Source organism: Kitasatospora sp. NPDC090091, from assembly GCF_044747365.1.
Lineage (GTDB): Bacteria > Actinomycetota > Actinomycetes > Streptomycetales > Streptomycetaceae > Kitasatospora.
In genome coordinates this window covers 442,997-455,290 of record NZ_JBIVDY010000003.1, presented here as the reverse complement: position 1 = coordinate 455,290, position 12,294 = coordinate 442,997, and the positions used below count along the sequence as shown (strand labels likewise).

Genomic DNA, 12,294 nt, shown 5'->3' with positions numbered 1-12,294 from the left:
GCCGGCACGCACGCTAGGGTTCGTCGAGCGGTCCGACCAGCGCGTCGAGGACCAGTGCCCCCAGTACCCAGACCGTCGCGAACAGCGCCGCGCAGGCCACCGCCGAGATGGTGAACTGCCCGGCGACGCTTCGCGCGAACCGCTTCATTGCCCCCGCCCCCCGTCAAGACGCTTCCGGTCCACGACAGCGGCGGTGCAGCGGCGCATCGGCCGGTCGGTCGGCCGGCGTGTCGGGCACGGCATCGGCCGGTACGTCGGATCCGTGCGGCGGCATCAGCGTCCCTCCGTGAACTCCCGGTCAGGGACGGGGAATCCTCCGGCGTGGCGCGAGTCCGGCCCCGCCCCCGCGAGCCCCGGCTCCCGCCGCCCGCTCGTCGAAGGCATACCCCGCCGTAATTCTCGGGAGTCGGTGGAGGTCGGGTCGTCGCCTCACCCGGGCGGAGCTCAGGTCGCCGCCTCACCCGGCCGGGTCAGGTTGGCGCCGCTGCGGGGGTCGAAGACGTGGATCCGGGACGTGTTGATCCACAGGTCCAGCTGGGCGCCCTCGGTGGCGCGGGTGGCGGTGTTCAGACGGGCGACGAGGCGGTGCTCGCCCATGCCGGTGTCCGCCCGGCCGGAGTCCGCGGCGATCTCGGCGAGCTCCTCGGAGTGAGCCGGCCCCCCGGTCTCGGTGAAGTGCACGTACACGTCGGAGCCGACGGACTCACGGACGTCCACGGTGACGGTGCAGACGGGACTGCCGCCGCGGTCGTCGACGAGCGCGGCGTCCTCGAAGTCCTCGGGGCGGATGCCCACGATGACGTCGCGCGGCGCGTTCGCCTGCTCCAGCGCGCGGCGCGTGCCGTCGTCGACGGGAAGGTCACCGAGGGAGGTACGCAGGGTGCTCTGCTCCAGTGTCGCGGCCAGGAAGTTCATGCCGGGCGAGCCGATGAAGCCGGCGACGAAGAGGTTCACCGGTGCGTCGTAGAGGTGCTGCGGCGAGCCGACCTGCTGGACGACGCCGGAGCGCATGACGACCACCCGGTCGCCGAGGGTCATCGCCTCGACCTGGTCGTGGGTGACGTAGACGGTGGTCGTGCCCAGGCGCCGCTGGAGCGCGGCGATCTGGGTGCGCATCTGGACCCGGAGCTTGGCGTCGAGGTTGGACAGCGGCTCGTCCATCAGGAACGCCTTCGGGTCCCGGACGATGGCGCGGCCCATCGCGACCCGCTGGCGCTGGCCGCCGGAGAGGTTGGCCGGCCGGCGTTCGAGGTGCTGGGTCAGGTCGAGGATGCGGGCGGCCTCCTCGACCTTGGCCGCGATGGTGGCCTTGTCCACCTTGGCGAGGCGCAGCGCGAAGCCCATGTTGTCGCGGACGCTCATGTGCGGGTAGAGCGCGTAGCTCTGGAACACCATGGCGATGTCGCGGTCCTTGGGGGCGCGGTCGTTGACGACCTGTCCGCCGATGCTCAGGGTGCCCTCGGTGATGTCCTCCAGGCCCGCGATCATGTTGAGGGTGGTGGACTTGCCGCAGCCGGAGGGGCCGACGAGGATGACGAACTCGCCGTCGGCGATGGTGAGGTTGAAGTCGCGGACGGCGAGCGCGCCGTCGGGGTAGCGCTTGGTGATGCCGTCGAGGACGATCTCGGCCACGGTTCGCCTTCCTGGTCCCGCCCGGTGGGGCGCGGTCTCATCCCTTGACTGCGCCGGCGGTGAGGCCGGCGACGATGCGGCGCTGGAACAGCAGGACGAAGATCACGATGGGGATGGTGATGACCACCGCCGCCGCGGCGATGGATCCGGTCGGCTGCTGGAACTGCGAGCTGCCGGTGAAGAAGGCGATGGCCGCCGGTACGGTCCTGGCCGAGGTGGTCGAGGTCAGGGAGATGGCGAACAGGAAGTCGTTCCAGCAGAAGATGAAGACCAGGATGCCCGTGGTGAAGACGCCGGGCGCGGCCAGCGGGGCGATGACCAGGCGGAAGGCCTGCCACGGGGTGGCACCGTCCACCTTGGCGGCCTTCTCCAGGTCCCACGGGATCTCGCGGAAGAACGCCGACAGGGTGTAGATCGCCAGCGGCAGCGAGAAGGTCATGTACGGGATGATCAGACCGATCCAGGTGTCGAAGATGCCCAGCGCGCGCTCGATGTTGAACAGCGGTGAGACCAGCGAGATCGGCGGGAACATGGCGATCAGCAGTGATACGCCGATCAGCAGCCGCTTGCCGGGAAACCGGAGCCGTGCCACCGCGTAGGCGGCCATGGTGCCGAGCACGACGGCGATGGTGGTGGCGATCACCGAGATGCCGATCGAGTTGATCAGCGCGCGGGTGAACTCGGAGGTCTGGAAGATGCCCCGGTAGTTCTCCCAGGTCCACTCGCGCGGGATGAAGTCGCCGTCGGTGAGGGTGCTCGGGTCCTTGAACGAGAGCGCCACGATCCACCACACCGGGAACAGTGCGTACAGGATGACGATCAGGTTGGCGAAGCCCCAGCTGGTCAGGGTACGGGTGCGGCTGCTCATCGGCGCTCCGGCTCGCCACCCGGCGCGGCGGCGCCGAAGACCTTGATGAAGACGAAGGCGATGACCGCCACACAGAGGAAGATCAGCACCGAGATCGCCGACCCGATGCCCAGGTTCAGGGCGGTGAACAGGTTGTCGTAGCCGAGGATCGACACCGATCCGGTGTCGTTGGCACCGCCGGTCAGCACGTAGATGTTGTCGAAGATGCGGAACGCGTCCAGGGTGCGGAACAGCAGGGCGACCAGGATCGCCGGCTTCATCAGCGGCAGGATCACCAGCCGCAGCCGCTGCCAGAACGTCGCGCCGTCCACCATCGCGGCCCGGACGGTCTCCTCCGGCACCAGGGCGAGGCCCGCGAGCAGCAGCAGCGCCATGAACGGCGTGGTCTTCCACACCTCGGCCAGGATGATCAGGCCGATCGCCTGCCACTGGTCGGTCAGCGGGGCGCTGCCCTCCGGCAGGAGCGCGGCGAGGTAGCCGACGCCGGGCGTCCAGGCGTACTGCCAGGAGTAGGCGGCGACCACGGTGACGATGCCGTACGGGATCAGGACCGCGGTGCGGACGGTGCCGCGGCCGAACACCGCGCGGTGCATCACCAGGGCGAGGGCCATGCCGAGCACCAGCTCGATCGCCACCGAGACGACGGTGATCAGCACGGTCACCCACAGCGCCTGCCACCAGAACGGCGAGGTGAGCACCGCGCCGTAGTTGGAGAGTCCCACCCAGTGCGCCTGCTGCGGGAACCGCAGGTCGTAGCGTTGCAGCGAGAGGTAGATCGCGTAGACGATCGGGTAGGCGGTGACGGCCAGCATCACGACGGCGGCGGGCGCGCAGAGCAGCAGGCCGAGCCGGCGTTCCTGGCGGGCGCCCTCGGAGAGTTCCGCGGTCTTCTTCCCGGCCCGGTCGCCGAGTGCGGTGGCAGGTGTCACGGGATCAGCCCCTTGGAGCCGAGGGCGTCCTCGATCTGCCCGCGGAGGTCGGCCACGGTGCTCTCCGGATGGATGTCGGCGGGCGGCGAGAGGGTGTGCGAGATCGCGATGGAGACGTTCTGGTACGCGGGGGTCTGCGGCCGCACGCTGGCGTTGTCGAGCGCGGCCAGCACGTCCGCGGCGAACGGGTAGCTCTGGGTGAGCTCGGCCGCCTGGTAGAGGCTGCGCAGGGACGGCGGCAGGCCGCCCTTCAGCGCGTTGGTGAGCTGGTTCTCGCGGTCCCGCAGGCACAGGGTGGCCTCGAACGCGAGGTCCGGGTGCCGGCTGTACGCGCCGACGGCCAGGTCGATCCCGCCGATGGTGACGGTCGCCGGCCGGTCGGGCAGCACCGACGGGTACGGGGCCCAGCGGAAGTGCGGGAACAGCTCGGGCTGGTTGGCCTTCATCGACGGGTAGACGAAGGGGTAGTTGAGTTCGAACGCGGCCGTCCCCGACTCCATCGCCAGCCGGTTGTCGTCCTCCATCTGGTTGGGCAGCGAAGGATCGGCGGCCGCCGACGTCGCGGTGTCGTGCATCACCTTCGCGGCCAGCACCGCCGGCGGACCGAGTGAGGGTGCCTGCGCGTCCGGCGTGAGGATGGAGCCGCCCGCGCTGGTGACCAGGGTGTTGAACCACACCGTCAGGCCCTCGTACTGGGCGCCCTGGATCTCCACGTAGTGCGGCTTGCCCTGCTCGGCCAGCGCGCCGGCCTGGGCGAGCATCTCCGCCCAGGTCTTCGGCGGGGTCGGCACCAGGTCGTCCCGGTACCAGAGCAGCTGCGTGTTGGAGTTGTACGGCGCCGCGAACAGGCGCCCCTGCCAGGTCGCGGTCCGCACGGCCGCGTCCAAGGTGTCCGCGGTGGCCTGCTCCTTCATCGGCCCGGTCCACTCGCGGATCCAGCCGGCCTGGGCGAACTCCGCCGGCCAGGTCACGTCCAGACCGAGGATGTCCACCTCGGCGTCGTGCGCGGCCATCCGGCGCACCAGCTGCTGGCGCTGCCCGTCGGCGCCGCGCGGCAGCTTGTTGTAGCTGATGGTGTACCGGCCGCCGGACTGCTGACCGCAGCGGTCGGCGGCCTGCTGGAGGGCCCCGGAGTCGTCCGGGAAGTTGTACCAGTTCAGCGTGACCGGTCCGCCCTGCCCGCTGCTGCCGCAGCCCGTCAGGGCCTGCGCGAGCACGAACAGGCCCGCAGCGGCGGTGAACCACCGTGAGCGGAACCCGCGGATACCCGGCATCGCTCTCCCGGAACTGTGACGGACGGACTCGACGACGCTAGCCCGGTGCGGCGCGCCGCCGCTTCGGCGGTGGGCCCGCCACGCGGGGCGACCATCCGAACGGAGGAGCCTTCGACGGGCGTCAGGTGCGTGTCAGTACTCGTTCTTCAGGACGAAGTACGAACCGCGGATGGTGCCGGCGAGCTTCGACCGCTGCCGCGCGAACTTGAATCGCGAGGCGAGCTCCTCGGGAATCTCCATTCCGTCCGAGAGTTTGAAGCCGACCGCCCGCTTCTTGGGGTCGTCGATGGTGTACATGACGTTGACGGACAGGCCGCTCTCGTAGAAGACGTAGGCCATGCGGATGTCGTCGACCTGGAAGGCCGTGGCTTCGAGGGGCCGGGACGCGATGACGATCTCGCGTTCCTCCTTGAGGATCCGGTGTACCCAGTCGACGACCGTCGCGGCCTCGCTCGCAGGCTCCACCGTGAAGACGTGGTCGTACTTGTTCTTGAAGTAGCGGGCTTCGTTCGCCCGCAAACCGGCGAGCGCGGCCGCGACGGGCGACGACTCCAGGCCGACGGTCGAGACGGTGTCGAAATCCACGGTGTAGGACATGGCGGGTCCTTTCTCGTTGCCGCGGGTGGCCGACCGAATCGCCGGCCGGGCGGCTTGCCGGCGGCAGCAGGCCGGGCGCCGAGAGGTGAAGGCCGGGGTCCGCTCGTCGAGGCGGCGGGAGGGTGCGATGCGGTGATCGTATGCGGCGTCTGCGGTGATGACCGGTCGGCAGGGCGGGTGCGTGTCGGAGTTGATCCAGCGGCACCGGAACGGCTCGGAGAGCGCCCTTGCCCGTTCACAAGTCACTGCTCCGGCAGGCGTGACCGGCGGGATTTCCTCCCCCGCCGTGCCGCGTGTTGGCCGGTTCTCGACGGTCCGGGGCCCGGCGGCCGCTTGCAAACACTCCGCAGCGGGTGGAAATCTCCGGAATTCCAGGAACCGGGCGGCGGGGGGCCGACGGAATTCGGACAATCCGCCGCCGGCTGTTTGGATCCAGGGGGACTTCGGCAGTGTGAATATTGAATGCTCTCCTGCGGTCCCTGCCCGCCGACCCTACCTCGGTGGCCGAAGGCAGAAAAGAGATGCCATGGACGATTTCGACGGCGAAACCTCCAAGCGCAACCCCGTCTTCTGCACCCTCGTCAACGCCCCCCTCGACCTCGACCGCGACGACCTCGGCCACCCCGACCACCCGGACCTCTGGCAGCGACTCCTCGCCGACCGGCGGCCCGTTCACCGGCGCGGGCTCTACTGCCCGGACTGCCTGACCGTGCGCGGCGTTTCGGCATGGATGTACGTCTACGAACGCCAGGGCGCGCGCATCGCCGCGCACCACAACCCCCACCACGACAGCCACCACCGGGAGAGCGACGAGCACAAGGCGTACAAGGAGCGGTACGCCCGCGCGGCCGTGAGCGGCGGCCACACCGCCGAAGTCGACGCCGTCGGCGCAGACGGCAGGCGGCGTACCGATGTCCTCGTCACGGGCGCCGGCGGAAAGCAGTACGGATTCGAGGCACAGCTCTCCTACATCACCGCCGCCACCGTGCGCAGCCGTGACGCCGTCGCGAGCGCCGACGGGATCACCACGGTCTGGCACACCGTGGACGCGAAGGCCCCGCTGATCGACGTCGTCCGCTGGACCCGCGCGGACGACCTGCCGGCGGCCGCGATACGGGACGACCGCGACCTGCTGGTCCGCGGTGGGGTGCGCACCCTCGACCTGCAGCTCTGCGAGCGCATGCCCGCGCCGTGCCCCGAGCGCCGGCAGGGGAGCTGTGGACGCCGCCACCCGCGGTGGAATCCGAGGCCGCGGCAGTTCGACGCGCTCGTCCGGGACATCGCGGACGGCTCCTACGTCCCCCTCACGGTGCAGGCCGGCCGTGCGCTGCACCGGTTCTGGGCCCCCGCCCCGGACCTGGAGACGTACCTCGACAGCGGCGGCACCCTCGCCGAGGACGACCACACGAGACAGGCGCCGGCGACCCGGAGTGCCACCCGCAGGGGGCGGCCGCGGGACGCGCAGTGCGTGGTGGACCGGGCCGTGCGACGCAAGCGGCGTTTCGAGCACCTGCCGCCGCGGGACGGGGGCGATGCCCTCTGGCTCCCCGCGGCCGGCATTCCGGTGCCGATCCCCCGACCGCCCCTGGTCTCGGTCCGCGAAGGGGTCTGTTCGGCGGGCCGGACCCATTGCGGGGCCGAGGCCCGGCTCTACCCGGCCGGTTGGCTGTGCGATGCCCACCGACCGGGCACGCATCGGCGATAGCCGCTCGGCGGGCCGGGGGCGGCCGGTGTTCCGGGCACGTGGTCGTTCTGCAGGGCGCTACCGGCCGAGGGCGGCGGCCTTGCGGAGGAGGACGGCGCGCTCGCGGGTGTTGCCGCACAGGCGGGCGGCGAGCTCCAGCTCCGCCCTGGCCTCGGTGGTCCGGCCGAGCCGGGCGAGGAGCTCGCCGCGCACGCTCGGGAGGAGGTGGGAGCCGGACAGACGGCCGGCGGCGACCAGCTCGTCGACGATGTCCAGTGCCTCCTGCGGGCCCGTCGCCATGGCGACGGCGACCGCCCGGTTGAGTTCGACGACGGGGGAGGGGGCGACCCGGCCGAGCGCCTCGTAGAGGAGCACGATCCGCTCCCAGTCGGTCTCCGCGACCGACGGGGCCTTGGCGTGGCAGGCTGCGATGGCCGCCTGGAGGCCGTAGGGGCCGAGGCCCCGCCCGGCGGCTGTCGCCCGGTCGATCGCCGCCAGGCCGCGCCGCACCGCGGAACGGTCCCAGAGCCGCCGGTCCTGGTCCTCCAGCAGGACGGCCTCGCCGTCGGGACCGGTGCGCGCGGGGAAGCGTGCGGCGGTGAGCTCGAACAGCGCGAGCAGCCCGAACACCTCCGGCTCGTCGGGCAGGAGCGAGGCCAGCGTCCGGGCCAGCCGGATCGCCTCGTAGGCGAGATCGGCTCGCAGCAGCCGGTCGCCCGTCGTCGCCGTCGAGCCCTCGGTGAAGATCACGTACAGCACGCCCAGGACGCCGCCGAGCCGCTCGCGCCGTTCTGCCTGCGGCGGCAGCTCGAAGGGCACGCCGGCTGCCGAGATGGTCCGCTTCGCCCGGGTGATCCGGGCCTGGACGGTCGGCACGGGCACCAGGAACGCGCGGGCGATCTCTGCGCTGGACAGGCCGGCGACCACGCGCAGGGTCAGCGCCGCGCGCGCCTCGGGCGAGAGCACGGGGTGGCAGGACACGAAGATCAGCGCGAGGACGTCGTCCTCGATCCGGTCCGGGTCCCAGGGCAGGTCGTCCGACCGGTCCGCTGCGGGCTCCGCGCCGGAGCTCGCCCCGCCCTCGACGAGCCGGCCCGCGAGGGCGGCGTACCGGTCGTCGAGGGCGGCACGGCGGCGGAAGTGGTCGACGGCGCGGCGCCGGGCGGTGGCCAGCAGCCAGCCCACCGGGTTGGCGGGCCGGCCGTCGCGGGCCCAGGCCACCAGGGCCTGGGCCACGGCCTCCTGCGCGACGTCCTCGGCGAGGTCGAAGTCCCCGGTGTAGCGGGTGAGGGCGCCGATGATCCGCGCGGATTCGATGCGCCAGAGGGCGTCGACCGCCCGCCGGGCCGATTCGGCACCGGGCGGGCGGTCGTCCGGCGTGCCGGGGCCCTGCGGGCGGTCGTCCGGCGTGCCGTCGCCCGGCGTGCCGTCCGCCGTCACGGGTGTCAGAGCTGGCCGGTCCGCTCGCGCCATGCCCGCTCCCTGACGATCCACTCGTTGTCCTGCGGGAACTCGTCGATCCCCGGCACGCGCCGGATCTCGATCTTGGTGCCGGGGAAGGGCGGCAGCCGCTTGGCCCACTCGACCGCCTCGTCCTTGGACGCCACGTCGAGGATGTAGAAGCCGCCGAACAGCTCCTTGGTCTCACCGTACGGGCCGTCGGTGACGACCGGGGCCTCCCCGCTGAGGTCGACCACCACGCCCTGCGCGGCGTCGTCCAGGCCCTCGGCGGCGACGAGCACGCCCGCGCGGATCAGCTCGTCGTTGTAGCGGCCCATCGTCGCGAGCATCTCCTCGAAGGGCGTCTCCGTCATCTTCGCGATCGACTCGTCATTGCCACGCATGATCAACATGTACTTCGCCATGGCTGTTCTCCTTCGTCCGGAGGGGCGCTGTCCGACCCTCTCTATCCCAGGTCGAACGGCGCGGCCGCGGATCGACACGACGGAGGAACCCGGAGCCACCGGATTTCCGTCCTTCGCCCCCTCGGCCCTGTCCTGGCGCCGCTCCCGGCCCCGGAGGCGGGCGCCGGCCCGGGCCGGCGCCCGCCTCCGGGCGCAGCGCCGCTTCACACCGACCGGGGACGCCACTGCGGGTCGCGGCCGGTGAAGGCGAGCAGCCGGTCGGCCCGGCCGGCCCCGGCGGGGACGTCGACCGCGGGGCCGTACTTGCCGAAGTTGTCGCGGACGAAGTCGACGGTCTGCTCGGCCGGAGCATCCAGGCGCTCGGCCATGGACTCGGTGAGCGGGAGGTCCTGGCCGGTGGCCCGCGCGATGTCCCACGCGTGGACGGCGGCGTCGAGCGCGGCGACCGCGGTGCCGGCGTTCGCGGGCATGGGGCCCATCGGCGTCGGCACGCTCTCGGCCTCCCGTACCGACTCCCAGGCCTTCATCGCGGCCCTCAGCACCGTCTCCAGCTGGGCAGTGGCGTCCCGGCCGTCGGACGCCAGCGCGTCCTCGGGCTCGAACGGGTCGCCCGCGGGCGGCTCCCCGGTGATCTGCATGACCAGCGCCTGCTGGTCGAGCCGCGCGTGGTGCAGGATCTGGCGGACCGTCCACTCGCTGCACGGCGTCTTCGCGCCCCACGCCTGCTCGGGCACGCCGCGCACCGCGGCCAGCAGGTACTCGTGCGCCTCGGCCAACAGCTTGAACCCGTCAACGGACATGCGTTGTCTCCCCCGATGTCGAAATGGTCGAAATCACAGCGGTAACGAGAACGTTCACCCTCACCTTAGGGCCCAGCGCTGACATGTCGTGCAAGCCGGAGCAGATCACCGTGCTCCGGCCGAACGGCGTTCCGGTGAAAGTTGCCTGATGATCCGTCGAACGCTGACGGTCAACCCGGGATCCGGATCCGTCGGGCGCTGGGCGGCCCGGTTCGCGGGCGGGCCAGGGGGGAATCAGCACCGGCGGCGGGGCCGATCGAAGGGCGCGTTCAGTGGGGCGACTGCGAGCGTTGCCGGGGTTCGCCGCCTTCGGGGCCTTCTGGGGCACCTGGGGCGCCGTCATCCCGGAGGTGCAGCAGCAAGCGCGCGCGAGCGACGGCGAGTTGGGCGTCGCGGTGCTGATGATCGGCCTGGGAGCGCTCTGCTCGATGCGCGTGGCCGGAGCCGCCGTCGACCGGTACGGCCGGCCGGCCGCCGCGCTCTGCGTCCTGGCCATGGCCGCGGCCGGACTGCTGCCGGTGCTCGCCCGCAGCGAGACGCTCCTCGTCGTGTGCCTCGCGGTGGTGGGCGCCGCCTCCGGCGCCATGGACGTCGCGGTCAACGCGCTGGCCGCCGAGGAGGAGCGCCGGTCGGGCCCCCTCATGAACCTCGCCCACGCGTCCTTCTCCGCGGCCGTGGTGGCCGCGGCGGTCGCCGCGGGCCTCGCGCTCGGGCACGGAGCACCGGCCGGAGCGCTCCTCGCAGGCGCGTCCGCCCTGATCGCCGCCGCGGCCGTCGGGATCCACACGCTCGACCGCGGGGCAGCGCCGGTCCGTTCCCCGCGCGGGCCGCGCACGGCCCCGGTCGTCGATCGGCGCCTTCTGCTGCTCGGGGTGCTGTGCGCACTGGCCTTCCTCGTGGAGAACGCGTGGCAGAGCTGGAGCGCGGTCATGCTGCGCTCCGGCTTCCGGCTCGGTCCGGGGGCGGCCGCGCCGCACCCTGCTGGCCGGCGGCGCCTGTGTCGCCGGCGCGGGCACCGCGGCGGCCGCCCTGGCCGCCTCGCCTGCGGCGATGCTGGCGGGCGTCGTCGTCGCGGGCCTCGGGACGTCGGTGTGCGCGCCGACGATCCTCTCCCTGGCCGGCGACCGGTCCGCGCCCGAGCTCCGGGCGTCGTCGATCTCGGTCGTCACCACCCTGGGGTACGGCGGGTTCGTCCTGGGGCCGGCCGCGGTCGGGCTCACCGCGTCGGCGACCAGCCTCCGCACCGCCTTCTACGGCGTTGGCGTGGTGGCTGCGGCCCTCGCGATCGCCTCCTTGGCCGTCCTGCCCTCCGGCCGCGCTTCCCACGACAGCGCCGAGACGGCGCCGGGCGCACCGGGGTGACGCGGGCGCACCGGCCGGCCAGGGTGGCCCGGGCGGGCTCAACTCCGCCCGGCCCGTTGGGTGGTGCGATGTTGGTCGAGGGTGTCGCCCCGGCGGCCCGCCGTCCGTAGGATCGGGCCTGCCGCGCAGGGGAGGCGGGCCTCGTCGGTCGCGCCATGGGAGGGAGGCGCCGCAGTGCGATTCGCCGGAGTGGGTCTGACGCGCGACGGCTACCGGATCGCCGTGGCGGACGCCGACGGCCGGCCGGCCGGTCCGGTCGAGGCGTACCGGCACTGCGCCGTGGAACGGCCGGTGGCCCGGCTGGTCGAGCTGGCGCGACGGGCGCCCGACGGCTTCGCGGTGGTGGTCGACAGCGGCAACGGCATCCTCGACAGCTCCCTCACGGCGGCCGGCGTCGCCGTCCTCCGCGCCGACCCGCCGCTCCTGGCCGACGGTCGTGTCACGGCGGAGGCCCTCGCCGAACTCGGCGCTCTGCGGCCGAAGTCGCTGGTGGCGCTGGGGGACGGCGGCTGGACGATGAGCGGGCGCGAGGAGGAGATCCGGGCCGCGGAGGCGGCCTCCGCGCCGGTCGAGCGGAGGCTCGCCGCGCAGGGACGACTCCTGCACGGCGGGGAGGGGGCGGCGCCGGTGGTGGCGCTCACCTTCGACGACGGCCCGCACCCGGAGCACACCCCGCGGATCCTGGACGTGCTGCGCCGCCACGACGCCCCGGCCGCCTTCTTCTGCATCGGCCTGCACGCGCTGGCGCACCCCGGCGTGGTGCACCGGATCGCCGCCGAGGGCCACACGCTGGGGAACCACACCTGGTCGCACGCCTATCTGCCGGACCTCGGCCCGATCGAGCTGCAGCGCCAACTCTCCTTCACCGCCGAGGCGATCGCGGCGGCGGCCGGCGGCGGCCCGGTGCCGTGGCTGCGGCCCCCGTACGGCGGGCGCAGCCCCGAGCTGCTGGAGCGGGTCGCGGATTCGGGGCTGACGACGGTGCTGTGGGACGTCGAGACCAACGACTGGGCGCGGCCCCGGCCGGAGGTCGTCGCCGAACGCGTGCTGCAGCAGGTCCGGCCCGGCTCGATCGTGCTGATGCACGACGGCGGCGGCGACCGGTCCCGGACCGCGGCCGCCCTGCCCGCGGTGATCACGGGCCTGCGCGAGCGCGGCTACCGGCTGGTCGCACTGGAGGAGTTGGCGGCCGGACGCACCGAGGCGCAGCGCTCCGCGGCCGCGACGTCCGGGAGGCGGTAGTCCGGGGATGCGGTGACCGCGACCGCCGGTGGCCCGGCAGC

General features: G+C 72.9%; 12 protein-coding genes and 1 pseudogene. 4 read left to right on the top strand and 9 right to left on the bottom strand.

The genetic code is table 11. The features are described 5' to 3' along the window. Window positions 1-13: 13 nt before the first annotated feature. From ACIPSC_RS07610 to ACIPSC_RS07585, 6 genes are all read right to left on the bottom strand, one after another. Window positions 14-148: a hypothetical protein gene (locus ACIPSC_RS07610; RefSeq protein WP_400824028.1), complete on the bottom strand. Its 135-nt coding sequence runs from the start codon at window positions 146-148 to the stop codon at window positions 14-16. A gap of 296 nt (window positions 149-444) precedes the next feature. Further along, window positions 445-1,632, bottom strand: a complete 1,188-nt coding sequence (locus tag ACIPSC_RS07605; RefSeq protein WP_400824025.1) for an ABC transporter ATP-binding protein — start codon at window positions 1,630-1,632, stop codon at window positions 445-447. A 37-nt stretch (window positions 1,633-1,669) separates the two neighbouring features. Beyond that, complete coding sequence (locus tag ACIPSC_RS07600; RefSeq protein WP_400824023.1) at window positions 1,670-2,500, bottom strand: carbohydrate ABC transporter permease; 831 nt, start codon at window positions 2,498-2,500, stop codon at window positions 1,670-1,672. Next, on the bottom strand, window positions 2,497-3,429 hold the full coding sequence (locus ACIPSC_RS07595) for a carbohydrate ABC transporter permease (RefSeq protein ID WP_400824021.1): 933 nt from the start codon (window positions 3,427-3,429) through the stop codon (window positions 2,497-2,499). The genes ACIPSC_RS07600 and ACIPSC_RS07595 overlap by 4 nt, the downstream gene beginning before the upstream one ends. Then, window positions 3,426-4,703 (bottom strand): ABC transporter substrate-binding protein, encoded by a 1,278-nt coding sequence (locus ACIPSC_RS07590; RefSeq protein ID WP_400824019.1) that lies wholly within the window; start codon window positions 4,701-4,703, stop codon window positions 3,426-3,428. Before ACIPSC_RS07590 ends, ACIPSC_RS07595 begins: the two co-directional genes overlap by 4 nt. Window positions 4,704-4,835: 132 nt before the next feature. Continuing rightward, complete coding sequence (locus ACIPSC_RS07585; RefSeq protein WP_400824017.1) at window positions 4,836-5,300, bottom strand: phage tail protein; 465 nt, start codon at window positions 5,298-5,300, stop codon at window positions 4,836-4,838. Between the two features lie 526 nt (window positions 5,301-5,826). Here ACIPSC_RS07585 and ACIPSC_RS07580 point away from each other — a divergent pair. Beyond that, the gene (locus ACIPSC_RS07580; RefSeq protein ID WP_400824015.1) at window positions 5,827-7,005 is read left to right on the top strand and encodes a hypothetical protein; all 1,179 of its coding nucleotides are present in this window, start codon (window positions 5,827-5,829) and stop codon (window positions 7,003-7,005) included. Between the two features lie 57 nt (window positions 7,006-7,062). Here ACIPSC_RS07580 and ACIPSC_RS07575 read toward each other — a convergent pair whose 3' ends face one another. The 3 genes from ACIPSC_RS07575 to ACIPSC_RS07565 form a co-directional block, all read right to left on the bottom strand. Continuing rightward, on the bottom strand, window positions 7,063-8,457 hold the full coding sequence (locus ACIPSC_RS07575; protein ID WP_400824013.1) for an RNA polymerase sigma factor: 1,395 nt from the start codon (window positions 8,455-8,457) through the stop codon (window positions 7,063-7,065). Next, window positions 8,430-8,849 carry a YciI family protein gene (locus ACIPSC_RS07570; RefSeq protein ID WP_400824012.1) on the bottom strand — a complete coding sequence of 140 codons (420 nt, stop codon included), beginning with the start codon at window positions 8,847-8,849 and terminating at the stop codon, window positions 8,430-8,432. The genes ACIPSC_RS07575 and ACIPSC_RS07570 overlap by 28 nt, the downstream gene beginning before the upstream one ends. 203 nt (window positions 8,850-9,052) lie before the next feature. Continuing rightward, window positions 9,053-9,649: a TIGR03086 family metal-binding protein gene (locus ACIPSC_RS07565; protein ID WP_400824011.1), complete on the bottom strand. Its 597-nt coding sequence runs from the start codon at window positions 9,647-9,649 to the stop codon at window positions 9,053-9,055. 272 nt (window positions 9,650-9,921) lie between these two features. On the opposite strand from ACIPSC_RS07565, the pseudogene ACIPSC_RS07560 reads away from it, so the two are divergent. From ACIPSC_RS07560 to ACIPSC_RS07550, 3 genes and pseudogenes are all read left to right on the top strand, one after another. Beyond that, window positions 9,922-10,590, top strand: a pseudogene (locus tag ACIPSC_RS07560) (MFS transporter); the annotation flags it as partial. Continuing rightward, window positions 10,499-11,011: an MFS transporter gene (locus ACIPSC_RS07555; protein ID WP_400824101.1), complete on the top strand. Its 513-nt coding sequence runs from the start codon at window positions 10,499-10,501 to the stop codon at window positions 11,009-11,011. The pseudogene ACIPSC_RS07560 and the gene ACIPSC_RS07555, both read left to right, overlap by 92 nt. A gap of 174 nt (window positions 11,012-11,185) precedes the next feature. After that, window positions 11,186-12,253 carry a polysaccharide deacetylase family protein gene (locus tag ACIPSC_RS07550; protein ID WP_400824008.1) on the top strand — a complete coding sequence of 356 codons (1,068 nt, stop codon included), beginning with the start codon at window positions 11,186-11,188 and terminating at the stop codon, window positions 12,251-12,253. Window positions 12,254-12,294 lie beyond the last annotated feature (41 nt).

What these genes read in the sequence shown, in the direction of transcription:
- ACIPSC_RS07565 (WP_400824011.1), bottom strand. Translation starts at nt 9,649, where the DNA reads ATGTCCGTTGACGGGTTCAAGCTGTTGGCCGAGGCGCACGAGTACCTG.
- ACIPSC_RS07610 (WP_400824028.1), bottom strand. Translation starts at nt 148, where the DNA reads ATGAAGCGGTTCGCGCGAAGCGTCGCCGGGCAGTTCACCATCTCGGCG.
- ACIPSC_RS07590 (WP_400824019.1), bottom strand. Translation starts at nt 4,703, where the DNA reads ATGCCGGGTATCCGCGGGTTCCGCTCACGGTGGTTCACCGCCGCTGCG.
- ACIPSC_RS07570 (WP_400824012.1), bottom strand. Translation starts at nt 8,849, where the DNA reads ATGGCGAAGTACATGTTGATCATGCGTGGCAATGACGAGTCGATCGCG.
- ACIPSC_RS07580 (WP_400824015.1), top strand. Translation starts at nt 5,827, where the DNA reads ATGGACGATTTCGACGGCGAAACCTCCAAGCGCAACCCCGTCTTCTGC.
- ACIPSC_RS07575 (WP_400824013.1), bottom strand. Translation starts at nt 8,457, where the DNA reads ATGGCGCGAGCGGACCGGCCAGCTCTGACACCCGTGACGGCGGACGGC.
- ACIPSC_RS07585 (WP_400824017.1), bottom strand. Translation starts at nt 5,300, where the DNA reads ATGTCCTACACCGTGGATTTCGACACCGTCTCGACCGTCGGCCTGGAG.
- ACIPSC_RS07600 (WP_400824023.1), bottom strand. Translation starts at nt 2,500, where the DNA reads ATGAGCAGCCGCACCCGTACCCTGACCAGCTGGGGCTTCGCCAACCTG.